Source organism: Janibacter cremeus, assembly GCF_029395675.1.
In the GTDB taxonomy this organism is placed as follows: Bacteria; Actinomycetota; Actinomycetes; order Actinomycetales; family Dermatophilaceae; genus Janibacter; species Janibacter cremeus_A.
Genome location: NZ_CP115184.1, coordinates 177083 through 201284 on the forward strand (window position 1 = coordinate 177083; position 24202 = coordinate 201284).

At 72.2% G+C, this 24202-nt stretch carries 19 protein-coding genes; 13 read left to right on the top strand and 6 right to left on the bottom strand.

The genetic code is table 11. From position 1 onward, the window contains the following. Nucleotides 1-405: 405 nt before the first annotated feature. Nucleotides 406-1044, bottom strand: a complete 639-nt coding sequence (locus tag O9K63_RS00830) for a hypothetical protein (RefSeq protein ID WP_277239903.1) — start codon at nt 1042-1044, stop codon at nt 406-408. A gap of 190 nt (nt 1045-1234) precedes the next feature. On the opposite strand from O9K63_RS00830, the gene O9K63_RS00835 reads away from it, so the two are divergent. After that, nucleotides 1235-2749, top strand: coding sequence for a dynamin family protein (locus O9K63_RS00835; protein ID WP_277239904.1), 1515 nt, complete (start codon nt 1235-1237; stop codon nt 2747-2749). On the opposite strand, the gene O9K63_RS00840 is transcribed toward O9K63_RS00835, so the two are convergent. After that, nucleotides 2718-3242, bottom strand: a complete 525-nt coding sequence (locus tag O9K63_RS00840; protein WP_277239905.1) for a hypothetical protein — start codon at nt 3240-3242, stop codon at nt 2718-2720. The two genes, O9K63_RS00835 and O9K63_RS00840, sit on opposite strands and share 32 nt — an antisense overlap. Before the next feature lie 148 nt (nt 3243-3390). Between O9K63_RS00840 and O9K63_RS00845 the strand changes: the two genes are divergently transcribed. From O9K63_RS00845 to O9K63_RS00865, 5 genes are all read left to right on the top strand, one after another. Continuing rightward, nucleotides 3391-4845, top strand: a complete 1455-nt coding sequence (locus O9K63_RS00845; protein ID WP_277239906.1) for a serine/threonine-protein kinase — start codon at nt 3391-3393, stop codon at nt 4843-4845. Nucleotides 4846-4858: 13 nt separating this feature from the next. Then, a complete protein-coding gene (locus O9K63_RS00850) occupies nt 4859-5158 on the top strand; it encodes a thiamine-binding protein (RefSeq protein ID WP_277239907.1) in 300 nt (99 codons plus the stop codon). Nucleotides 5159-5257: 99 nt separating this feature from the next. After that, a complete protein-coding gene (locus O9K63_RS00855; RefSeq protein WP_277239908.1) occupies nt 5258-5917 on the top strand; it encodes a hypothetical protein in 660 nt (219 codons plus the stop codon). After that, entirely contained in the window at nt 5914-6894 is a 981-nt protein-coding gene (locus tag O9K63_RS00860; RefSeq protein ID WP_277239909.1) for a hypothetical protein, read from the top strand. The genes O9K63_RS00855 and O9K63_RS00860 overlap by 4 nt, the downstream gene beginning before the upstream one ends. A gap of 48 nt (nt 6895-6942) precedes the next feature. Further along, nucleotides 6943-7902, top strand: coding sequence for a co-chaperone YbbN (locus O9K63_RS00865; protein WP_277239910.1), 960 nt, complete (start codon nt 6943-6945; stop codon nt 7900-7902). 397 nt (nt 7903-8299) lie between these two features. On the opposite strand, the gene glgB is transcribed toward O9K63_RS00865, so the two are convergent. The 3 genes from glgB to O9K63_RS00880 are packed head-to-tail and all read right to left on the bottom strand — an operon-like array spanning nt 8300 to nt 14074. Continuing rightward, nucleotides 8300-10582: a 1,4-alpha-glucan branching protein GlgB gene (glgB, locus tag O9K63_RS00870; protein WP_277239911.1), complete on the bottom strand. Its 2283-nt coding sequence runs from the start codon at nt 10580-10582 to the stop codon at nt 8300-8302. After that, nucleotides 10579-11994, bottom strand: coding sequence for a maltokinase N-terminal cap-like domain-containing protein (locus tag O9K63_RS00875; protein WP_277239912.1), 1416 nt, complete (start codon nt 11992-11994; stop codon nt 10579-10581). Before O9K63_RS00875 ends, glgB begins: the two co-directional genes overlap by 4 nt. A gap of 4 nt (nt 11995-11998) precedes the next feature. Beyond that, nucleotides 11999-14074: an alpha-1,4-glucan--maltose-1-phosphate maltosyltransferase gene (locus tag O9K63_RS00880; protein ID WP_431190340.1), complete on the bottom strand. Its 2076-nt coding sequence runs from the start codon at nt 14072-14074 to the stop codon at nt 11999-12001. A gap of 72 nt (nt 14075-14146) precedes the next feature. On the opposite strand from O9K63_RS00880, the gene glgP reads away from it, so the two are divergent. After that, nucleotides 14147-16726, top strand: a complete 2580-nt coding sequence (gene glgP, locus O9K63_RS00885) for an alpha-glucan family phosphorylase (protein WP_277239913.1) — start codon at nt 14147-14149, stop codon at nt 16724-16726. Between the two features lie 545 nt (nt 16727-17271). Then, nucleotides 17272-18612, top strand: coding sequence for a dicarboxylate/amino acid:cation symporter (locus O9K63_RS00890; RefSeq protein WP_277239914.1), 1341 nt, complete (start codon nt 17272-17274; stop codon nt 18610-18612). A 155-nt stretch (nt 18613-18767) separates the two neighbouring features. Here O9K63_RS00890 and glgX read toward each other — a convergent pair whose 3' ends face one another. Then, on the bottom strand, nt 18768-20831 hold the full coding sequence (gene glgX / locus O9K63_RS00895; RefSeq protein WP_277239915.1) for a glycogen debranching protein GlgX: 2064 nt from the start codon (nt 20829-20831) through the stop codon (nt 18768-18770). Nucleotides 20832-20865: 34 nt separating this feature from the next. Here glgX and O9K63_RS00900 point away from each other — a divergent pair, with 34 nt between their 5' ends. The 5 genes from O9K63_RS00900 to O9K63_RS00920 are packed head-to-tail and all read left to right on the top strand — an operon-like array spanning nt 20866 to nt 24103. After that, nucleotides 20866-21366 carry a T3SS (YopN, CesT) and YbjN peptide-binding chaperone 1 gene (locus O9K63_RS00900; protein ID WP_277239916.1) on the top strand — a complete coding sequence of 167 codons (501 nt, stop codon included), beginning with the start codon at nt 20866-20868 and terminating at the stop codon, nt 21364-21366. Then, nucleotides 21363-22142 (top strand): enoyl-CoA hydratase/isomerase family protein, encoded by a 780-nt coding sequence (locus O9K63_RS00905; protein WP_277239917.1) that lies wholly within the window; start codon nt 21363-21365, stop codon nt 22140-22142. Before O9K63_RS00900 ends, O9K63_RS00905 begins: the two co-directional genes overlap by 4 nt. Next, nucleotides 22142-23122: a class I SAM-dependent methyltransferase gene (locus O9K63_RS00910; RefSeq protein ID WP_277239918.1), complete on the top strand. Its 981-nt coding sequence runs from the start codon at nt 22142-22144 to the stop codon at nt 23120-23122. The genes O9K63_RS00905 and O9K63_RS00910 overlap by 1 nt, the downstream gene beginning before the upstream one ends. After that, a complete protein-coding gene (locus O9K63_RS00915) occupies nt 23122-23766 on the top strand; it encodes an acyltransferase (RefSeq protein ID WP_277239919.1) in 645 nt (214 codons plus the stop codon). The genes O9K63_RS00910 and O9K63_RS00915 overlap by 1 nt, the downstream gene beginning before the upstream one ends. Nucleotide 23767: 1 nt before the next feature. Beyond that, nucleotides 23768-24103, top strand: a complete 336-nt coding sequence (locus O9K63_RS00920; RefSeq protein WP_277239920.1) for a hypothetical protein — start codon at nt 23768-23770, stop codon at nt 24101-24103. Nucleotides 24104-24202: the final 99 nt, after the last annotated feature.

Genomic DNA, 24202 nt, shown 5'->3' on the forward strand with positions numbered 1-24202 from the left:
GCCTGCCCGCACGTCACCTGCGTCATGACCAAGACCGACATCTTCCCCGAATGGCGGCGTCTGGCCGACATCAACAGGGACCACCTGCGGGAGGCCGGCATCGACGCCGCCGTCCTGCCCGTCTCGTCCGTGCTGCGGGACACGGCCGCCCGTACGCGCGACGCCGACATGAACGAGGAGTCCGGCTTCCCCGCCCTCGTCCGGTTGCTGAGGCAGGACGTGCTCGCCCGCTCCCGGGACCTCGCCGTGGCGACCCTGACCCAGGACGTGCGCCTGGTGTGCCGGCACCTGGGCCTCGCGGTGGAGTCCGAGCTGAGCGCGCTCGAGCACCCGGACGAGCTGCCCGCGCGCATCGCCGACCTGGAGCGGGCCAAGTCCCAGGCCGACGCCCTGCGTACCCGGGGCTCACGCTGGCAGCTGACCCTCAGTGACGGCATGGCCGACCTGATGTCGGACCTGGACCACGACCTGCGCGACCGCTTGCGCGGGGTGCTGCGCGACGCCGAGGAGAGCATCGACGCCGGGGACCCGGGCAAGGACTGGGGGCCGTTCTCCCAGTGGTTGGAGGAGCAGGTCGGCGACGCGCTGACGGAGACCTTCCGGTGGACCGAGGACAACACGCGCTGGCTCACCGCACAGGTCGCCCAGCACTTCGCCGATGACGCGGAGGCGTCCGTGCCGCGCATGGCAGTCGGGAGCACCAGCGGCCTGACCGACCGGGCCCGGCCTCTCGTCGACGTCGACCCGGGGGTGCTCAACGTCGGGCAGAAGGTCCTCATCGGGATGAAGGGGTCCTACGGCGGGGTGCTGATGTTCGGGCTGCTGACGAGCCTGGCCGGGTTCGCCCTGGTCAACCCGATCTCCATCAGCGCCGGGATCCTGCTCGGGGCCAAGGCCTACTCGGACGAGAAGGGCAACCGGCTCAATCGGCGTCAGAACGAAGCCAAGGCGGCCGTGCGCCGCCATCTCGACGACGTGACCTTCCACGTCACCAAGCAGCTGAAGGACCGCCTGCGGCTCGTGCAACGCACCCTGCGCGATCACTTCACCGAGGTGGCCGGTGACCTGCAGCGCTCCTCCGCCGACGCCCTGCGTCAGGCCAGTGCGGCGGCGAAGTCCTCCGCCGCCGAACGACCGAGCGCGTCCGCTTCCTGCGCAAGCAGCTGCGGGCGGTCGCCGAGCTCGAGCGGTCGCTCGAGGGGGCACAGGGCGGGGCGGCGGCGGAGGTCGCCTCATGAGCACGCGCGCCGAGGGCTCACGCCTGCGGGCCAAGCACGTGCTGCACGCGGCGGTCACCGCCTATGCCGGCCACGAGGCGGCGCAGCAGCTCCTGCAGGCCCAGCTGGCGCGTCTCGACGAGCCGCTGCGCATCGCCCTCGCCGGGAAGGTCAAGGCGGGCAAGTCGACCCTGCTCAACGCCCTCATCGGCGAAGAGGTCGCCCCCACCGACGCGGGGGAGTGCACGACGGTGACGACCTGGTACCGGCACGGTCCCGCGCCGAGCTCCCGGCTGGTCCGCAGGGACGGCGAGGTCGTGGACCTGCCCCTCGTGCGCCGCCACGGTCGTCTGCAGCACACACTGCTCGGGCTCGCCCCCGGGGACGTCGCCCGCCTCGAGGTCGAGTGGCCCTCGCCGATGCTCGAGCAGGTGACCCTCGTCGACACCCCCGGGATCGGCTCGGTGACGACCGAGGTCTCCCGGCACACGACGCAGCTGCTCTCGGCGGAGGCCGCCGAGCGACCCGTCGACGCCGTCATCCACCTCTTCAAGAGTCGGCACGCGGACGACCTGGCCATGCTCCGGGAGCTGCGCGGAGGCGGGGTCGTCGACGCGGCGCACGCCGTGGCAACGACGGTGGGGGTGCTCTCCCGCGCCGACGAGGTCGGGGGTGGACGCCTCGACAGCCTCATCTCCGCCAAGGACATCGCGGCCCGGCACGCGCAGGATCCGCAGATGCGGGCCCTGTGCTCCGACGTCCTGCCCGTCGCCGGGCTCCTCGCCCAGGGGGGACGGACCCTGCGACAGGACGACTTCGACCTCATCGCCGCGCTGGCGCGGATGGAGCGCGCGGACCGGGAGGCAGTGCTCGTGTCGGTCGAGCGCTTCTCGTCCGCGGACGCCGTCGGCGGCACGCGCGAGACCCGGGAGGCGCTCGTCGCGCGGCTGGGACTCTTCGGCGTCCGGCTCGGCACCGTGCTCGTGCGACAGGGGATCGCCCGACCCGGCGAGCTCGCTGACGAGCTGACCCGGCGCAGCGGGCTGGGCATGGTCGAGCGGGTGATCGCCACGCAGTTCGCGCCGCGAGCCGCGGCGCTGTCGAGCCTGGGAGCCGTGACGGTCCTCGAGCGACTCCTGCGCCGGGAGCCCGTCCCGCAGGCCGCGTCGCTGCTCTCGGAGTGCGAGGCGCTGCGGGCGGCGGAGAACGCGCCGGAGGAGATGCGCCTGCTGGCCGAGGTCCGCCAAGGGGCGGTACCGGGACTCGACGCGCGCGCCACCACTGCCGCGCTGCGCCTGCTCGGGGACCAGGGCGTGCAGCCCTGGCAGCGCCTCGGTCTGCGGACCGGCGCCTCCAGCGACGACGTCGCGCGGGCGGCCACGGAGTCCTTGGGCAGGTGGCGGCGGCTCGCAGCCGACCCGATGAGCAGGGAGCCCACGCGGCGCGCGGCCAGGGTGCTGGCTCGTACCTGCGAGGAGTTGCTGGACGGGTTGCCCGTCCTCACGGACGACGGGAGCCCGGCAGCCACATGAGCATGGCGCCGACGGCGGCGAGGACGGCCTGCAGCGCGAGCAGGCCCGTGGTCACGAAGCCCTCCCACTGCCAGGCGGTGAGCACCGGTGCGGCGAAGGGGGCGACGACGGCCTGGAGCACGGCCAGGACGGTCAGTGCCACCCGGGTGGGCACGCCACCACGCGCCAGGCGCCCGACGAGGATCATCGTGAGCAGGAGCAGGAGGGCGAGTACGGCGAAGGTGGCGACGACGAGCAGCGTGACCGCCTGCTCCCCGTCGGCATCGGCGACCTCGGGCCCGAGCGCCGCGATGAGCTCGGCGCGGCGATCGTCCCGCCACAGGGCCGCGGTCACGAGCACCAGGACACCGACGAGGCAAGCAGTGCGCCACACGGCCAGGGAGCGCCTCATCGGGACGGGCTGCCGCTGGGCATCGATGGGTGAGGGCTCTCGCGCTCTCGTCGGTGGCCGCTCCGGGCGTCCGTCGTGCTCCTCGTCCATCCCCGTCCCCATCCCCGCAGGCTAGCGCGCTGCACGGCCCAGCGGGAGGCGTCGAGCGCTCTGCGCAGCGCTCGGGAACCGCCCACGGGCGGGTGTGCAGCGTGTCCGGACGGTGGTCTGCGCGCCCGGTCCCGGGTGCGCCATCTACGCTGGACCGGACATGACTGACCACACCACTCCCTCCGTGATCGGTGGCCGCTACGAGCCCGTGCGACCGATCGGCCGTGGCGGCATGGGGGTCGTGTGGCTCGCGCGGGACACCGTGCTCGGTCGCTCGGTCGCCGCCAAGCAGATCGGTGACTTCCCCGGTGAGAGCCAGGGGGAGACCGACCGCGCGATGCGCGAGGCCCGCGCCGCGGCGGCCCTCAACCACCCCAACGTCGTCGCCGTCTACGACGTCGTCGAGCACGAGGGCAGCCCCTGGCTGGTCATGGAGTACGTCGCCGGACCGACGCTGGCCACGGCCGTGCGCCAGCGCGGTCCGATGACGGCGAAGGGGGCGGCGGACCTGGGTGCGCAGCTCGCCGGGGCACTCGCCGCCGCACACCGTGCCGGGATCGTCCACCGCGACATCAAGCCCGGCAATGTCCTCATCGGCGGTGGCCTGCCCAAGCTCGGTGACTTCGGCATCGCCCGGGCCGGCGGCACGGACGAGCAGACCCCCCAGGGCGGTCTGGTCACCGGCACCCCGAACTACATGGCCCCCGAGGTCGCGGTCGGCCGACCCCACGGGGAGGCCGCCGACGTGTGGGCGCTCGGCGCGACGATCTACTTCGCCGTGGAGGGTCGCGACGCGTACCCGAGCAGGGGCAGCGCCCTCGCCACCCTGCAGGACGTCGCCTCCCAGCCACCGCGCCGGCCGGAGCGCGCCGGGCGCCTCGAGCCCGTCCTCGCCGACATGCTCGCCCGCGACCCCGCCCGCCGCGGCACGATGCTCGAGGCCCTGCGCCGTCTGGAGCCCATCGCCGCTGGTGGTGCCGACGTCCCCCCGACCACGCGCCCGGCCGGAGCGGTACCGCCGTCCGGTGCGGCCGCCACGGCCCCTGCCGCCGCGGCCGGCCCAGCACCCGACTCCGGCCGGCAGGAGAAGGGGGTCATCCCCCTTCTCCTGTGGCTGCTGCTCGGCGTCCTGGCGGTCGCGGTCATCGTCTGGGGGATCCTCTTCCTCACCCGGGGGGAGACGGCCGCGGGCTCCTCCGGAGCCGCGGTGTCCGGGCAGGAGCAGACCGCGACGCCGGGCACGTCGGCGACGACGACCAGTGCGACCTCCTCGACCAGCAGCGAGCCGACGGGCGCGACGAGCACCGGCGAGCTCGACCTGACCGAGGAGGAGGCCACGGAGTTCATCGAGGACTACTTCGAGACCGTGACCAAGGACCGGGACGCCGCCTGGGCGATGCTCGCTCCCGAGAGGCACGACGACCGGGCGGGCTACGACGAGTTCTGGTCCGGGTACAAGAAGGTCGACGCCACGGACATCAGCGTCGACACCGAGGCCGGGACCGTCTCCACCACGCTGGAGCTGAAGCCCGAGGACGGTGAGGAGCTGACCCGGCGCTACACCTACGAGCTCATCCGCATCGACGGCGACCTGAGGATCGCCGCCAACGACTGACCAGGAGGTCACCGTGCTGCTTGCCTTCTCCATCGCCCCCGCCGGCCCCGGCGAGGACGGCTCGTACGCCCCGGCGGTCGCGGCCGCCCTGCAGGTGGTCCGCGACAGTGGCCTCCCTCACGACCTCGGGTCGATGTTCACGACCATCGAGGGGGAGTGGGACGAGGTCATGGCCGTCATCAAGCAGTGCGTCGAGGCCATGGGGCCCTACGGGGACCGCGTCTCACTGGTGATGAAGGCCGACATCCGGGCCGGACGCACCGATCAGCTCACCTCCAAGGTCGACCGGGTCGAGGGGCTCCTGCGGGACTGACCACGTCGTGACCAATTTGTGACCTCGGGGAAACTTTGTCATCGTGGATCGTCCGCCGGCAGTGGCGGGCCGTCCTGACCCTCCACCGAAAGCAGTGACATGAGCACGCTCATCCTGCGCGTCGCCGGCTCACTCCTGGCCCTGCTCGGCCTCGTCGGAGTCGTCGTCGGCGGCTGGTTCCTCAGTGCCCTGGGCACCTCCGGCACCGCGACCTTCACCGGCGAGCCCGACCAGCGCGTCGTCGTCCTCGACCCCGACGTCCTCAACCGTGTCGACTCCCCGATCGAGGTCACCGCCACCGGCGGGGGCAGCATGTGGGCCGGAACCGCCCGCCCCTCCGACGTCGAGGCACTCCTCGGCGACGGCCCCCGGACCGAGGTCACCGGGGTCGACGTCTCCGACTGGGCGCTGAGCACCTCCGACGTGGGTGAGGGCGAGGCGAGCGACGTGCGCGGCCTCGACATCTGGCAGTCCTCCACGAGCGGGGACGGCTCGGTCACCGCGACGGTCGACCAGGCCGAGGCACCGCAGACGCTCGTCATCGCCGCACCCGAGGGCGAGCAGGTCGAGCAGCTGGAGTACGAGGTCACCGACGACCGCTGGAGCACGATCGCGATCGTCGTGCTCGTCGCCGGCGTCGTCGTGCTGCTCCTGGGCATCGCCCTGGCCCTCGCGCCCCGCTTCCGGCGCGTGCGCCGGGACCGGCACACCCGTCCCGGCCGACCGGCAGCCACCACCCACGAGAAGGCCCACGCATGAGCCGCCGCACCCCCTTCGTCGCCACCGTCGTGGCCCTGCCGCTCGTCCTCGCCGGATGCGGCGCCGGGCCCGCCGTCGTCGGCATGCACGACGCCCCCGCCGAGAGCTCCGACGGTGCCTCGATCACCGAGGAGACCGCGACCGACGTCACCACCCGTGTGCTCGACGATGCGGCGGCCACGCGCAAGGAGGGCGGCAAGGCCTCCGAGCAGGAGCGCAAGGCGGTCTTCTCCGGTCCGGCCCTGCGTGCGACCGACGCGGCGGCCAGGAGCAAGGACGAGCAGAAGCACGCCGGCGGCGCGACCGAGGACCTGCAGGTGCTGGGCGTCAGCAGCGGGACGGAGTGGCCCCGGGCCGTGCTCGCGACCTCGCAGGTCGAGGGCACGCAGTTCCTCCACGTCCTCGTCGCGCAGGCCGCCGACCAGCCGTACCGCCTGTTCGCCGACGTGCCGATGGCGGCCGGGGCCAGCGTCCCGGCGCTGGCGCCCGTCAGCGAGGGCTCCGAGGTGACCGTCACCGACGAACCCGGCAAGGACGTGGCCCGGGCGGTCGACGCCTGGTCCGAGGGCGTCGGCCACACGCCGCCGAAGAAGGACCCCGGGGGTGTCTCCTTCGACGACGCGTTCTCGCAGGCGCTGAAGGAGAACGCCAAGGCCGAGGACGGTGACCTCGCCAACCTGGGCCGCTACCGCCAGAAGCAGTCGACGGCCGACGTGGCCTCCGTCAGCTTCGGGCTCGTCGACGGCGGGCAGCTCAGCTTCGTGCCGATGACCCGCACGGACACCATCACCGCGAGCGACAAGCTCAAGGTGCTCAAGATCGAGGACCCGGCGATCCGTCGCGTCCTCGGCGCGAACAAGGTCCGCAAGAGGCTGACGGTGGAGCACGCCGAGACTCTCGCGATGGTCATCCCGGCGAAGGGGGACGCCACGGTCGTCGGCGTCAGCGACGTGCTGCAGTCGGCCGAGGGCCGGTAGACCTCCCCGACTTTCCCCCACCACGCACCCGTGGGGAATGATGGGGGCATGACCGATCCGACCCGTAGCCTTCGTGGAGCCGTCGACCTCTCCGGCCTCGGCGGCCAGTCCCGCCCCGACGCCGCGCGCACAGGTGCGCCGGCCACCCCTCCCACCCGGGCCGGGGGTGCCGCGCCCGCGGGTGCCAGCGCCGACGGCCTGCTGATCGAGGCCGACGACGCCTCCTTCAACCAGGTGGTCTCCCGCACCGCCGCCGTGCCCGCACTGGCGATCGTCTGGTCCTCGCAGCACCCGCAGAGCCGGACCCTGGTCGACGACGCCGTCGAGATCGCCCGCTCCCTCGAGGGACGGCTGCAGGTCGTGGCGATCGACCTCGTGAACAGCCCCGGGGTCGCCCAGGCGCTCCAGGCGCAGGAGGTCCCGCTCGCGCTCGGCCTCGTCTCCGGGCAGCCGGTGCCGCTCTTCAGCGGGCTCGTCGACAAGGAGCAGTTCCGCCAGGTCGTCGACCAGCTGCTCCAGCTCGCCGTCCAGCACGGCGTGACCGGCCGGGTCGAGACGGGTGGTGACGATGCGCCCGAGGAGACCGAGGAGGAGCTGCCGCCGCTGCACCAGGAGGCCTTCGAGGCCATCGAGCGCGACGACCTCGACGCGGCGACCGCGGCCTATGAGAAGGCCCTCGCGGAGAACCCCAAGGACACCGACGCCGAGCTCGGCCTCGCCCAGGTCGCGCTGATGAAGCGCACCCGCGGTGTGGACCTCCACGCCGCCCGGGCCGCTGCCGCAGAGAACCCGAAGGACGTCGACGCCGCCCTCGTCGTCGCCGACATGGACGTCCTCGGCGGACACGTCGAGGACGCCTTCGTCCGGCTCATCGACCTCGTGCGCATCACCGCCGGTGACGAGCGCGAGCGGGTGAAGAACCACCTGCTCGACCTCTTCGCCGTCGTCGGCAACCAGGACGAGCGCGTGCGCAAGGGGCGGACGACGTTGATGAGCGCGTTGTTCTGAGCCGGACTTCACCCGTCCCCGGGCCGAGGGTACGTTCCGGGGCGCGGGCGAAGGACGGGGTCGTCCTTGGCGCGACGTCCGCACGACTTCGGCGGATCACTCGCCTCGGTGAGGACGGTGCGGACGTCGGCCTGAGTCGGACGACCCCGCCCCTTCGCCCGCTCGGTTCGGGTTCCGGCCCGAGTCGGACGACCCCGCCCCTTCGCCCGCTCGGTTCGGGTTCCGGCCCGAGTCGGACGACCCCACCCCCCTCGCCCGCTCGGTTCGGGTTCCGGCCCGAGTCGGCCGACCCCACCCCTTCGCCTGCTCACCCCGCTCACGGACGTGCGGATGGGACCTGACGTCGATGTGTGCGGTTGGCCCACGTCCTACCGTGGGCCAACCGCCAACAACGACGTCACCCTCGGGCGGGGACGAGGTAGATGGCGCTGAGGCGGGGGGCGTCGACCTCGACCGAGAAGGGCTGGTCGTGCCACGGGCGCTCCTCGGCGGTGAGCTCGGTGCCGGCCTGGCTCGGGGAGCTCGCCGCGTCGAAGCCGCTGGTGTCGAGGGCGACGCGCCACGTGCCGCCCCGGGGGAGGCCGATGCGCAGCCGGTGGCGGTCGGTGCCGCCGAAGTTGACGACCACGACGACGACGTCCTCGACCTCCGTGCCGACCGTACCGACCGTGCCGACCGTGCCAACCGAGGCGCTCGTCCCGTCGGCGCCGCCGGCGCGAGGCGTCCCGCCGATGCCGACGGTCCCGCCGGTGCGCACGAAGGAGACGGTGTTGCCCGCGGCGTCGTCGGCGTCGAGCCAGCGGAAGCCCTCCGGACGGTGGTCCAGCGCCCACATCGCGGGGTGCCGGGCGGCGAAGGAGTTCAGCTCGCGCACGAGCTCCTGCACGCGACGGTGGGCGGGGTGGTCGAGCAGGTGCCACTCCAGTGACCGGGCGTCGGCCCACTCCGAGGTCTGCGCGAACTCCGTGCCCATGAAGACCAGGTGCTTCCCCGGGAAGGCCCACTGGTAGGCGTAGAAGGCCCGCAGCGTCGCCAGGCGGTCAGCGTCGTCGCCGGGGATCTTGTACGGCATCGAGCCCTTGCCGTGGACGACCTCGTCGTGGCTGATCGGCAGCAGGTAGTGCTCCGCGTAGGCGTACATCATGGCGAAGGTCAGCAGGGTGTGGTGGTGCGCCCGGTTGATCGGGTCCTCGCCCAGGTAGCGCAGGGCGTCGTTCATCCACCCCATGTTCCACTTCAGGCCGAAGCCGAGCCCCCCTTCGTGCGTCGGCCGGGTCACACCCGGCCAGGCGGTCGACTCCTCGGCCACGGTGATGATGCCGGGGGAGCGGCGGTAGGCCGTGGCGTTGACCTCCTGCAGGAGCGCGATCGCCTCGAGGTTCTCCCGGCCGCCGTGGACGTTGGGGATCCACTCGCCGGCCTCACGGGAGTAGTCGAGGTAGAGCATCGAGGCCACCCCGTCAACGCGCAGCCCGTCGATGTGGAACTCTTCGAGCCAGTACAGCGCGTTGGCGACGAGGAAGTTGCGCACCTCCGGTCGCCCGAAGTCGAAGACGTAGCTGCCCCAGTCCGGTTGCCACCCGCGCCGCGGGTCCGGGTGCTCATAGAGCGGCAGCCCGTCGAAGCGCACGAGCGCCCACTCGTCGGTCGCGAAGTGCCCGGGGACCCAGTCGAGGATCACCCCGATGCCGGCGCCGTGCAGCGCGTCGACGAGGTGGCGGAAGTCGTCGGGGGAGCCGAAGCGTGAGTTCGGCGCGAAGTAGCTGGTGACGTGGTACCCCCACGACGGCGGGTAGGGGTGGTCCATCACCGGCATCAGCTCGACGTGCGTGAAGCCCTGCTCGCGCACGTACGCGACGAGCTCCCGGGCCATCTCCCGGTAGGACAGCCCGGGGCGCCACGAGCCCAGGTGCACCTCGTAGATGCTCATCCGTCCCACCTGCGCGTCGCGGGTGGCCCGAGCCGCGAGCCAGGCCTCGTCCTCCCACGTGTAGGTCGAGGAGGTCACCACCGAGCCCGTCGCGGGAGCGGTCTCCGCGAGGCGGGCCATCGGGTCGGCCTTGTGCCGCAGCACGTCGTCGGCGCCCCGCACGGCGAACTTGTAGACGGTCCCGGGCCCGACGTCGGGCACGAAGAGCTCCCAGACCCCGGAGGCACCGAGGGTGCGCATCGGGTGCGCCAGCTCGTCCCAGCCGTTGAAGTCGCCGATGACGTGCACGGCCTTCGCCCGCGGCGCCCAGACGGCGAAGGACACCCCGGTCACCGCGCCGATCGGCCCGTCGTACTCGCGCACGTGCGCCCCGAGGACGCCCCACAGCTGCTCGTGGCGGCCCTCGTTGATCAGGTGCAGGTCCATCTCGCCGAGCGTCGGCACGAAGCGGTAGGGGTCGTCCTGGACGTGCTCGAGCCCGTCCTCCCAGGTGACGAGCACCCGGTAGTCCATCGTCCGGGTCGCGTCGGCGCGCACCCCGGAGAAGATCCCGTCCTGCTCGTGGACCAGATCGGTGACGACGCCGTCCTCGAAGCGCACGCGCACCCGGGTCGCGAGCGGTCGGCGCACCCGCACGCGCAGCCCGCCGTCCTCGAGGTGCTGACCGAGGACGTCGTGCGGCTGGGAGCCGCGGCCGTGCGCGATGGCCCAGAGGGCGCCGGGCAGGGCGGAGTCGGGAATCGGTGTCATGGGTGTGCCTCCTGGAGCAGCCGATCGATCGCCTCGACCGGCAGGGACAGCCACGAGGGGCGGTTGCGCGCCTCGTAGACGACCTCGTAGAGAGCCTTGTCGAGGATGAAGGCGGTGAGCAGGACATCGCGCTCGCGGGGGTCGGTGCCGACCTCGCCGTAGCCGTCGAGGAAGGCCTCCTCGGCCCGCGTGGCCCACTCGCGCACGTCGACGCCCGGGGCGGTGTGGGCATCGGGCCGGGTGAGTGTCCCGGCGACGTAGTCGAGCGAGCGCAGCAGCCCGGCGACATCACGAAGGGGGGAGTCCAGGGCGTTGCGCTCGGACAGGGGGCGCAGCGGCTCGCCCTCGAAGTCGATGAGCACCCATCCGCGTCCGGGCGAGTCGAGGACCTGACCGAGGTGCAGGTCGCCGTGGATGCGTTGCATGGCCGGCCAGTCCGCCGTCTCGGCAGCGTCGAGCAGGCGGTCGATCCGGCTCTCGTGCGCGGCCAGGGCGGGGACCTCGCCGAGCGCGATGCTCGCGCGGCGGCGCATCCGCCCCACGTGCTCGTGGATCGTCGCCGCGTCCGGGGTCTCGGTGGGCAGCGCCTGCGCGAGGGTCGCGTGGACATGCGCCGTCACCCGGCCGAGCTCGCGGGCCCGGTCGTCGAAGGGTGTCCCGCTCGCCGCCTGCTGCAGACCCACCTGCCAGGCGTCGGTCGTGTCCGCGAGGTACTCTTGGGCGACGGCGAGCTGGCCGTGCTCCCGCCCCTCACCGTCGGGCCGGGCCCACGCGCCCTCCACGTGGCCGACGACGGCCGGGACGAAGGGGGACTGCTCCGCCGCCAGCGCCTCCTGCAGGGTGATGTCCGGGTTGTCGCCCGCGGCGAGGGTGCGGAAGATCTTGACGACCACCGGGGAGGGCGTGGCGTCGATGATGACCGAGGTGTTGGACTGCTCGCCGCCGTGCACCCGGCCGGAGATGATGACCGGCTCCTCGGGCCACGTCGGGTGCGGCACGCCGTGCACGTCCGGGTCGGCGGTGTCCGACACCGACCCGTGCTGCGCGGCGGCGCGTCCGCGGAGCAGGCGGAGCAGCTGCTCGACGTACACCGGGTCGTGCGGGGCGTCGTAGACCCACCGGCGACCCAGCACCGAGTGGTCCATCTCGCCGACGAGGGCGGGCTCGCCGCCCTCGAGCGGTGCACCGCGGTAGGTCAGCGGCACCTGGTAGACGACGGGCGTGGCACCGGACTCGTCGAGGAGGACGAGCGTCTCGATGCCGACCTCGCCCGCGGGGTCGTCGAGCCGCCATGAGTCGAGTCGTCGCAGCCGGGGCCGTCCGGTGCCGGTGTACCAGCGCTGCGCGCCGATCCAGCCCGCGACGAGCTCGACCTTGCCGGGGGAGAGCGTGGCGTCGTGGATCGTGGCCATCAGGTCACCGTACCGAGACGATGTGGACCGGTTCGGCGTCGACGCCGAGGCGCACGTAGTTGGCCTCGCCCCACTCCCAGTGGGCCCCGGTGACGAGGTCGGTGACCTGCAGGCGGGCGTCCCACTCGCGGCCGAGCGCACCCATGTCCAGCCGCAGCGTCGACTCGCGCGTCGAGTGCGGGTCGAGGTTGGCGACGACGACGACCAGGTCCTCGCTGCCGTCGGGCAGGGTGCGTGCCTTGGAGTAGGCGATGAGGTTCTCGTCGTCGACGTGGTGGAAGGTCAGGTTGCGCAGCAGCTGCAGGCTCGGGTGCCCGCGGCGGATCGCGTTGAGCATCGTCAGCCAGCCGATGAGCGACTCCCCGGACTCGGCGACCTCGTCCCAGCGCCGGTCCTTGTACTCGTACTTCTCGTTGTCGATCTGCTCCTCGGAGCCGGGGCGGGCGACGTGCTCCATCAGCTCGTAGCCGGAGTAGATCCCCCACGTCGGGACCATCGTCGCGGCGAGGGCGGCGCGCACCTTCCACGCCGCGGGCCCGCCGAACTGCATGTACGGGGTGAGGATGTCGTGCGTCGTCGGCCAGAAGCTCGGGCGCATGTACGCCGCGGCCTCGCCGGAGACCTCGGTGCCGTACTCCGTCAGCTCGGCGACGGTGTTGCGCCAGGCGAAGTAGGTGTAGCTCTGCTGGAAGCCGACCTTGGCCAGGGTGTGCATCATCGCCGGCTTCGTGAAGGCCTCCGACAGCCAGATGACCTCCGGGTGGTCACGGGCCACGTCCTGGATCAGCCACTGCCAGAACTCGACCGGCTTGGTGTGCGGGTTGTCGACGCGGAAGAGCGTGACGCCGTGGTCGATCCACACCTGCACCACGCGACGCACCTCCGCGTAGATGCCGGCGGGGTCGGTGTCGAAGTTGACCGGGTAGATGTCCTGGTACTTCTTCGGCGGGTTCTCCGCGTAGGCGATCGTGCCGTCGGCGCGGGTGGTGAACCACTCCGGGTGCTCGTTGACCCACGGGTGGTCGGGGGAGCACTGCAGCGCGAGGTCGAGGGCGACCTCGAGGCCGTGGTCGCGCGCGTCGGCGACGAAGGCGTCGAAGTCCTCGAAGGTCCCCAGGTCGGGGTGGATCGCGTCGTGCCCGCCGTCGGGGGAACCGATCGCGTACGGGGAGCCGGGGTCGTGCGGGCTCGCGTCGAGGGTGTTGTTCGGGCCCTTGCGCGCGGTCGTGCCGATCGGGTGCACGGGCGTGAGGTAGACGACGTCGAAGCCCATCCCGGCGATCGCGGGCAGCCGCCGGGCGGCCGTGCGCAGTGTGCCGGTGACCCAGTGCCCGGCGGTCTCGTCGAAGTGGGCGCCCTCGCTGCGCGGGAAGATCTCGTACCAGGAGCCGTACAGCGCCAGCTCGCGCTCGACGAGGAGCGGCAGCTCGGCGCTCGGGGTGACCATCTCGCGGAGGGGCAGCTCCACGAGTTCCTCAGAGGCCGGGCCGGTCGTCACGAGGTGGAGGGCCGCGGTCGGCTGGTGCTCGGGGTCGCGCAGGATCTCCACGGCGGAGCGAAGGGCGGAGCGCCCCCCTTCGCTCCGGTGCGGCTCGTCCGCGGCGCGGGTGAGGACGCGCACGCCCTCGGCCCGCATCAGCTCGGGGTCGATGTGGGCCGGGATCTTGATCGAGGCGTCGTGAACCCACGTCGCCCACGGGTCGGACCAGCCCTCGACGCGGTAGGTCCACGCGCCCGTGGTGTGGGCGCTGACCTCGGCCTCCCAGTGGCTCAGCCCGGGGTTGGTGCAAGTCATCGGCCGGTGGTGCTCGGTGCCGTCGGGCGCGGTGAGGACGACCGTCGCGTTCACGGCGTCGTGGCCCTCGCGGAAGACCGTGGCGGTCACCGTGAAGGGCTCGCCGACGACGGACTTCGCTGGGCGGCAACCGTGGTCGACGCACGGGCGCACGTCCTGGACCGGGATCCGGCCGAGCGGGTGCTGCGGCGGCGCGGACACGGGCGTGGTGGGCGCGGGCGATGTCCTGGGGGGCGAGGGAGTCCCCTCGAAGGGGGGCGGATCGCCGAGGTCGTCGGTGCTCACCCCCCAGACGTTACCTGCGAAAAGCCCTTCGCGACTTGGCGCGGTACCCCGTGACCCACCAAGATGAGGGTCGTGAAGGCCATTCGACGTTTCAGCGTCCGCACCGCCCTGCCCGAGCCGATCTCCGCCCTCGGGGACCTGGCGATGAACCTGCGGTGGAGCTGGCACACGCCCACCCGCGACCTCTTCGCCGAGATCGACCCGCCGTGCTGGGAGGAGGTCAACCGGGACCCGGTGCGGCTGCTGTCCGAGCTGGCCGGGGCGCGCCTGGAGGAGCTGGCCGAGGACGCGGACTTCTGCTCGCGTGTCGAGGCGGCCAAGGCCGATCTCGACCGGTACCTCGGCGCGACGCGCTGGTACCAGGAGGCGACCCCGCAGGAGGGGAGCCTTCCCGCCTCGATCGCCTACTTCAGCCCCGAGTACGGCATCACCGAGGTCCTGCCGCAGTACTCGGGCGGCCTGGGGATCCTCGCGGGCGACCACCTCAAGGCCGCCTCCGACCTCGGGGTGCCGATCGTCGGCGTGGGCCTGTTCTACAAGACCGGCTACTTCAAGCAGAGCCTCGACCACGCGGGGTGGCAGAAGGAGACCTACCCGGTCCTGGACCCGCAGGGCCTGCCGCTGCACCTGCTGCGCGAGGAGGACGGGACGCCCTGCGTCGTCACGGTCGCGATGCCCGGCGGGGGAGCGCTGCGGGCCCACGTGTGGCGGGCCCAGGTCGGCCGCGTGCCGCTGCTGCTCCTGGACTCCGACGTCCCCGGCAACGACGACGCCATGCGCGTGGTCACCGAGCGCCTCTACGGCGGCGGCGGCGAGCAGCGCCTCCAGCAGGAGATGCTCCTGGGCATCGGCGGCGTGCGCGCGCTGCGCCTGTGGTCGCGCCTGACCGGCGCGCCCGAGCCGGAGGTCTTCCACACCAACGAGGGGCACGCCGGCTTCCTCGGCATCGAGCGGATCAGCGAGTTCACGCAGTCCGGCGGGATGGACTTCGACGAGGCGGCCGAGGCCGCGCGGGCCGGCACCGTATTCACCACGCACACCCCCGTCCCCGCCGGGATCGACCGCTTCGACCTCGCGCTGATCGAGCGCTACTTCGGTGGGGCGCAGGAGCTGCCCGGCGTGCCGCTGGACAAGCTGCGCGACCTCGGCGCCGAGACCTACGAGGGCGGCTCCGCCGACGTGTTCAACATGGCCGTCATGGGGCTGCGTCTGGCCGCGCGGGCCAACGGTGTCTCCCAGCTGCACGGCCACGTCTCCCGGGAGATGTTCGAGGGCCTGTGGCCGGGCTTCGACGAGACCGAGGTGCCGATCACCTCGATCACCAACGGCGTGCACGCACCCACCTGGATCGACGACCGGGTCTACGAGGTCGCCGCCGAGCACATCGGTCGACGCGACGTCGAGGCCTCCGACCGGTGGGACGAGATCCCCGACGTCCCGGGGGAGGCCATCTGGTCGGCCAAGGCGAAGATGCGCGCCGCGCTCGTCGAGGACGTGCGCGCCCGGCTGCGCTCGAGCTGGTCCAAGCGCGGTGCCACCGACGCCGAGCTCGGCTGGACCGACTCCGTGCTCGACCCGGACGTGCTGACCATCGGCTTCGCCCGACGGGTGCCCACCTACAAGCGCCTGACGCTGATGCTGCGCGACCCCGAGCGGCTCAAGTCGCTCCTGCTCCACCCGGAGCGCCCGGTGCAGCTCGTCATCGCCGGCAAGGCCCACCCCGCCGACGACACCGGTAAGCAGCTCATCCAGCAGATCGTCCAGTTCGCCGACCAGCACGACGTGCGCCACCGCATCGTCTTCCTGCCCAACTACGACATCGCGATGGCCCGCACCCTGTACCCGGGCTGCGACGTCTGGCTGAACAACCCCCTTCGCCCGCTCGAGGCGTGCGGGACCTCCGGCATGAAGGCCGCGCTCAACGGCGGACTCAACCTCTCCGTCCTCGACGGCTGGTGGGACGAGTGGTTCGACGGCGAGAACGGCTGGGCGATCCCCACCGCCGACGGCCTGGCCGACGAGTCCCGCCGCGACGACATCGAGGCCGCCGCACTGTACGACCTCATCGAGGAGCAGGTCGCGCCGCGCTTCTACGACGTGGACGAGGACGGCCTGCCGCAGCGGTGGCTGTCGATGCTGCGCCACACCCTGAGCACGCTCGGTCCCAAGGTCCTGGCCACCCGCATGGTCAAGGATTACACCGAGCAGCTCTACGCCCCGGCCGCCGAGCACAACGCGCGGGTCAACGACGACGAGCACGCCGGGGCCAAGGCCCTGGCGGAGTACAAGGCCCGTGTCCGCGCCGGCTGGGCCGGGGTGCACGTCGACCACGTCGAGGGCTCGGGCACCTCCGACGCGCCGATCGTGGGCGAGCTGCTGAGCGTCGACGCCTACGTCGCGCTCGACGGGCTCGCTCCCGACGACGTGGACGTCCAGGTCGTCGCCGGCCGCGTCGCCCTCGGCGCCGACGACCTCGTCGACTGGGACGCCACCTCGCTGGACTTCGTCGAGTCCTACGACGACGGCAAGGCGAAGTTCGCCGGGCGGGTCCCGGTCGAGCGCACCGGCCAGTTCGGCTGGACGGTGCGAGTGCTGCCGAAGCACGAGCTGATGGCCTTCGCCTCCGGCATGGGCCTGGTCGCCAACGCCTGAGCGGCGCTCCCAGGGTCGACCCCTCGGGTCGAGGGCCCCTCGTAGGGGTCAAGAGCGAAGGGACGAGGTGGCGCTTGGCGCGAAGTCCGCACGACCGGGTGCATCACCGACCCGGGTGCACGGTGCGGACTTCGGCCTGAGCCGCGCCACCCCCTCCCTGCGCCCTCTCCCCGTCGCTGCCTGCATCGGGCACTGAGTCGCGCCACCTCATCCCTTCGCCCTCTCCCCGGCGCTGCTTGCATCGGGCACTGAGTCGCGCCACCTCATCCCTTCGCCCTCTCCCGACCCGGCCGGGGTGGGTGGCGCGGACGTCGGCCTGAGCCGCGCGACCTCACCCCCTCGTCCGCTGTGGGTCGTGGGGCACCTCGACGTCGGCGGGAATAGAAACGGGGGGCCGGAGGTTTGCGGCTCCCGTGAGATGGAACCGGTGGGGCCTGACCCGGCGGCTGGACGTGGACCTGAAGCGCCACTCCACCTGCCGATAACGCGCGCACCCTGAGCAGTCGCACCCCCTTCCCTCACTCACAGCAAGGACCCCTTCACCCATGCTCGCTTCACTGCGCCGCATCACCTTCGGCCAGCAGGTGCTCATCGGCCTCGTCGTCGGTGTCGTCCTCGGTGTCGTCGCCCGCAACCTGGGCGGCACCGCGGACAACCCGAACTGGCTGACCGAGACGCTGACGATCGTCGGCTCCTCCTTCGTCAGCCTCCTGCGCACCATCGTCCCGGCCCTGGTCTTCCTCGCGATCGTCACCTCGATCGCCAACCTCAAGCAGGTCACCGGGGCGGCCCGCCTCGCGTGGCAGACGCTCCTGTGGTTCGCCGCCACCGCGCTGATCGCCGTCGGCATCGGCATCACCCTCGGCCTGGTCATCGACCCGGCCCGCGGTGCCCGGGTCAGCGCCGACGCCGCGGCCGCGCCGGAGAGCACCGGTAGCTGGCTCGACTTCCTCACCGGCCTCGTCCCGGCCAACATCCTCGGCCTCGAGGGCTCCGCCAACACCGACGGTTCCATCGGCTTCGACTTCAACGTCCTGCAGATCCTCATCATGGCGATCGCCGTCGGCATCGCCGCGCTCAAGGTCGGCGAGGAGGCCGAGCCCTTCCTGTCCTTCAGCCGCTCCGCGCTCGCGGTCGTGCAGAAGGTCCTGTGGTGGGTCATCCGCCTCGCCCCGATCGCGACCGTCGGTCTCCTGGGCAATGCGGTCGCCAGCTACGGCTGGGACGCGATCAGCTCGCTCGGGCGCTTCACCGCCGCGATCTACATCGGTCTGGCGATCGTGCTCCTGCTCGTCTACCCGGTGCTGCTGCGCCTGAACGGCCTGTCGGTGCGGCGCTTCTACGCCGGTGCCTGGCCCGCGATCCAGCTCGCCTTCGTCTCCCGCTCCTCGATCGGCACGCTGCCGGTCACCCAGAGCGTCACCGAGCGCAACCTCGGCGTGCCCCGCTCGTACGCCTCCTTCGCCGTGCCGCTCGGTGCGACGACGAAGATGGACGGCTGCGCGGCCATCTACCCGGCGATCGCGGCGATCTTCGTCGCGCAGTTCTTCGGCGTGCCGCTCGGCGTGACCGACTACCTGCTCATCGCCTTCGTCTCCGTCCTCGGGTCCGCGGCGACCGCCGGCGTCACCGGTGCCGTCGTCATGCTCACCCTGACCCTCTCGACGCTCGGCCTGCCGCTCGAGGGCGTCGGCCTGCTGCTGGCGGTCGACCCGATCCTCGACATGGGCCGGACCGCCACCAACGTCGCCGGTCAGGCGCTCGTGCCGACGATCGTCGCCCGCCGCGAGGGCATCCTCGACCAGGACGCCTATGACGCGACGACCCACGGCGAGGCCCTCACCCCCGAGGGCAGCGTCCGTGAGCCGGTGCCGGCCACGGCCTGATCGTTCGAGGGCCGCCGCGCCTCCCGCCGAGGGAGCCGGACGGCGCGAGCAGGGGTGGTGGCCCGACTCAAGGCCCGAGGAACGAGGGCCAAGGGCCGCCGCCCTGTTCGCGACGGGAGGCGCTGTTGCGCGCGAGCCGGCGCGAAGGGGGCGGCTCAGGTCGTGTAGAGCCGCAGGCTGAGCGGGGTGAGGACCTCGGGTCCCTCGACCTCGGTGTCGCGCGCCTCCTCGGGCCGCTCCCACGCGCTGTCCCACCGCAGTCGCCACGCACCGTCGTCGGGCGTCTCCGGCAGGGTCACCTCCATCTCCTCCAGCCCGCCGTGCACGACGATCAGCGCGCAGGGCTCGCCCGCCAGCCGCAGCTGCAGCGTGCGGCGCAGGTCCTGCTCCCACAGCTCGTCGTTCATCTCGGCCCCGGACTCGTCGAACCACCCGATCACGCTCTCGTCGTGGTCGCGCAGCACCGGGACCTCGCGGCGGATCGCGGTGAGCGAGCGGACCGTGGCGAGCAGGTCCCCCTTCGCCGGGTCGAGCTGCCAGTCCAGCCAGGTCATCTCGTTGTCCTGGCAGTACGGGTTGTTGTTGCCGCCGAGGGTGCGCCCGATCTCGTCACCGGAGGCGAGCATCGGCACGCCGGCGGAGAGGAGCATCATCCCGAGCAGGTTGCGCACCGAGCGGCGGCGGGCCACCTGGATGAGCTCGTCGTCGGTGTCCCCCTCCTCGCCGTGGTTCCACGACCGGTTGTCGTCGTTGCCGTCGCGGTTGTCCTCGCCGTTGGCCTCGTTGTGCTTCTCGTCGTACGAGACGAGGTCGGCCAGGGTGAAGCCGTCGTGCGCGGTGACGAAGTTGACCGAGGCCAGGGGGGTGCGCTCGGCGAAGAGGTCACGGCTGCCGACGAGCCGGGTCGCGAGCTCGCGTACACCCGGGTGCGGGACCGCCCCGTCGGCCAGCGCCCCGGCGTCGGCCACCCAGAAGTCGCGTGCAGCATCGCGGAAGCGGTCGTTCCACTCCGCCCATGCCCCGGGGAACTGGCCGGTGCGCCAGCCATCCGGACCGAGGTCCCACGGCTCGGCCACGTGCAGCACCTGCGAGAGCACCGGGTCCTCGCGCAGCGCGACGAAGAAGGGGTGCTCCGGGTCGAAGTCGAGGTTCTCGTCCCGGCCCAGCGTCACCGCGAGGTCGTAGCGGAAGCCGTCGACGTGGCACTCCTCCACCCAGTAGTGCAGCGAGTCCAGCACCATCTGCAGGGTCACGGGGTCGGTGAGGTCGAGGCTGTTGCCGCACCCGGTGACGTCGACGTCCCACCCCTCCTCGTCGAGGCGGTAGTAGCGATCGGCGGCCAGGCCCCGCCAGGCGATGGCGGCGCCGCCGACGCTCTGCTCGGCCGTGTGGTTGTAGACGACGTCGAGGATGACCTCGATGCCGGCGGCGTGCAGCTGCTTGACCATGCCCTTGAACTCGGCCAGGACCTCGTGCGGGTCTGTGCTGCTCGCGTAGGGCGCGTGCGGGGCGAAGAAACCGATGGTGTTGTAGCCCCAGTGGTTGGGCAGCCCGAGGTCGCGCAGGTGCGGCTCGTCCACGAAGGCGTGCACCGGCAGCAGCTCCACGCTCGTCACCCCGAGACGCTGCAGGTGCTCGATCGTCGCCGGGTGGGCCATGCCGGCGTACGTGCCGCGCAGGTGCTCGGGCACCTCCGGCAGCAGCCGCGTCATCTCCGTGATGTGCACCTCGTAGAGCACCCGCTCGTCGCGGGGGTGGGCCGGGGCCGCGTCCTCGCCCCAGTCGAAGTCGGTCTCCACGACCACGCAGCGGGGGACGAAGGGGGTGGAGTCCAGGTCGGAGCGGACCGTCGCGTCATCGGCGTCCGGGTCGTGGGCGAATGCGCCCGGCTCGTAGGCCAGGTCCCCCTCGATCGCCCGGGCGTACGGGTCGAGGAGGAGCTTGGCCGGGTTGTACCGGTGGCCGGCCGTCGGCTCCCACGGGCCGTCGGCCCGGAAGCCGTAGCGCGTGCCGGCGCCGATGTCGGGGACGTGCCCGCCCCACCAGCCCTCCCCGGTCGCGGGGAGCTCGTGGCGGGTCTCGACGCCGTCCTCGTCGAAGGTGCACAGCCACACCACGGTGGCCTCACCGGCGAAGGCGGCGACGTCGACACCGCCCTCGACGGGTCGGACTCCGGGAGCGGGACGATGGGGGAGCGCAGGGGCGCCAGTGGTCGACATGGCTCCAAGACTATGCAGTAGGTACGTTGGGGACATGAGCGATCCCACCGCCCTTCCGAACTTCAACAACCAGCCCGCCGGCACCGAGGGTGCCGAGGCTGAGGCCCAGCCGTCGCTGCGCGACCAGGTCGTCACCGCCCTGAAGGCGATCGAGCTCGAGCCGACCATCGACAAGGAGGGCGATGTCGCGTTCGTCTTCTCCGAGCAGCAGATGTTCGTGCGCTGCACCGATGACGAGTCCAACGTCCTGCGCGTCTTCGGCCAGTGGGCCCTGGAGGACCCGGTCCCGGCCGACCCGATGGAGCGCATGCAGGTCTGCAACGACCTCAACGTCGCCTTCAACCTCGTCAAGACCGCCGTGGCCGGCGACACCCTCCTCGTGACCAGCGAGCACATCCTCCCGCGCGGCGCCGACGTGCGCGGCCTGCTCGGCCTGGCCGTCCCGCTCGTCCTGCAGGGCGTGCAGCTGTGGCACCAGCGCGCCACCGGCCAGGATGCGGAGGGCCAGCAGGCGGACGGAGAGCCGCAGGCATGAGCGACATCGTCCGTCTCGAGGTCGCCGACGGCATCGGCACGATCGTCCTCGACCGCCCGAAGATGAACGCCCTCGACGCCGCGATGCAGCGTCGGCTCGTCGAGGTCGCCGAGGAGGCTGCCGAGCGCTCGGACGTCTCCGCGGTCATCATCTGGGGCGGTGAGAAGGTCTTCGCCGCCGGGGCGGACGTGAAGGAGATGGCCGAGATGTCCTACACGGACATGTCGGTCCACGTGCGGCTGCTGCAGAAGTTCTCCCGTGCGCTCGCCGCGATCCCGAAGCCGACGGTCGCCGCGATCACCGGCTTCGCGCTCGGTGGCGGCCTCGAGGTCGCGCTGTGCTGCGACTTCCGCGTCGTCGCGAGCAACGCCAAGCTCGGCCTGCCCGAGATCAGCCTCGGGATCATCCCCGGTGCCGGTGGCACCCAGCGCCTGCCGCGCCTGGTCGGCCCGGCCAGGGCGAAGCAGATGATCTTCACCGGCCGCCACGTCGGCGCCGAGGAGGCCCTGGCCATCGGGCTCGCCGACCAGGTCGTCGAGCCGGGCGAGGTCCTCGCTGCCGCGCAGGCGATGGTCGCCCCCTTCGTCGGCGGTCCCGCCCAGGCGCTCAAGGCCGCCAAGGAGAGCGTCGACCGCGGCCTCGAGGCCGACCTGCAGACCGGTCTGGACATCGAGGCCCTGCAGTTCACCGGCCTCTTCGCCACGCAGGACCAGAAGACCGGCATGCGCAGCTTCGTGGAGAACGGCCCGGGTAAGGCCACCTTCGAGGGCCGCTGATGGACGACTCGCAGGCGGCCCCGGCCGCCAGCGCGCAGGACGTGGAGCGCGCCTGGGAGGACAACAAGCTCGCCCAGGTGCTCTACCACGACTGGGAGGCGCAGACCTACGACGAGAAGTGGTCGATCTCCTTCGACGACCGCTGCACCTCGATCGTGCGCGACCGCTTCCTGCGGGTCCTCGAGTCGAGCCCCGTCCCGGGGGAGTCGCTGCCCTTCGGGCGCGTCCTCGAGCTCGGGGCGGGCACCGGCTTCTTCTCGCTGAACCTCAAGCTCGCCGGGCTCGTCGAGGACGTCCACGTCTCCGACCTGTCCCCGGGCATGGTCGAGGCGGCCCGCACGAATGCCGAGCGCCTGGGTTTCACCATCGAGGGGCAGGTCGCCGACGCCGAGGCGCTGCCCTACGAGGACGACAGCTTCGACCTCGTCGTCGGGCACGCGGTGATCCACCACATCCCCGATGTCGAGGCCGCGCTGCGCGAGGTGCTGCGCGTGCTGCGTCCCGGCGGGCGCTTCGTCATCGCCGGTGAGCCGACGACGATCGGCCACTGGTACGCCCGCCACCTCGGCCGCCTGACCTGGGAGGTCGCCACCCGCGTGACGCGACTGCCCTTCCTGGCGAAGAAGTGGGCCCGTGAGCAGGCCGAGCTCGACGAGTCCTCGAGGGCCGCCGCGCTGGAGGCCGTCGTCGACCTGCACACCTTCGACCCCGCCGAGCTCGCCGCGACGGCGCGTCGCGCCGGGGCGCAGCGGGTCGGCACCGCCACGGAGGAGCTGCTCTCGGCCTTCGCCGGGTGGCCGATCCGCACCTTCGAGTACGCCGTGGCCGACTCGGCCCTGGGATTCACGTGGGCGAGGTTCGCCTACCGCACGTGGACGACGCTGATGAGGGCCGACGCGGCGCTCGACGCCGTCGTGCCGCAGAAGTTCTTCTACAACGTCGGCGTGACGGGTGTGAAGCCCCGCCCGACACCGCACTGATGGGCCGCGACAGCGGGCTCACCTGGTGGCGGTGGACGCGCTGGGTCGTCGCCAACCGCGCATGGAGCCACCACCACGTCCTCGGCTACCTGCGGATGGTCCGCGCGAAGCTGACCACGCCCGGCCTGACCTTCGAGGGGCCGTGCTTCATCGGGCCGGACGTGCAGTTCGAGGTGACCCCCGGTACCGCACGGCTCGTCGTCGGTGCCTACACCCACATCGGTGGGGGCTCCGCCCTGCGTGCCCACGAGGGCACCTTGCGCATCGGGGAGAAGACCGTCATCGGCATCCGCAACACGTTCAACACCTGGCTCGACATCGAGGTCGGGGCGGCCTGCATCTTCGCCGACGACGTGTACGTGTGCGACTTCGACCACCGCACCGACGACCTCACCACGCCGATCAAGGACCAGGGGATCGTCAAGTCCCCGGTCCGCGTCGGGGACGACGTGTGGGTGGCGACGAAGTGCGTCATCACCCGCGGCACCGACATCGGCGACCACTCGGTCGTCGGGGCCGGCGCCGTGGTGCGGGGGAGCCATCCCCCCTTCGTCGTGCTCGGGGGAGTGCCCGCCCGGGTGCTCCGGGAGCGCCGGCCCGTGGCGGTCTCGACCGACGACCTCGACCTGCCGGAGGGCTGGTGACATGAGCGGGACACCCCGTGAGCCCTTGGACGTGCTCGTCGTGCACATCCCGCGCGAGTCCACCCAGGAGGTGCTGGCCGCGCTCTTCGCCGCCGGCGCCGGGGAGGTGGGGGAGTACCGCGAGTGCGCCTTCGTCATCCCGGGGCACGGGCAGTTCCGCCCCGTGGGAGCGGCGAACCCGACGATCGGGACCGTCGGCGAGCTCGAGCACGTCCTCGAGGACCGCGCCGAGGTCACCTTCCCCCGATCGCGACGAGCGGTGGTGGTCGCGGCCCTGCGCCGCGCGCACCCGTACGAGGAGCCCTCCTTCCACGTGCTGGAGAACGCCGCGGACTGACCCGGTGTGGTGAACGGCACGCCCCGTCGTCTTGGTCTGCCGGGCGCCCGTCGTTAGCGTGAGATCGCTGGGAGACTCCTCACACCTTTGGGTCGCACA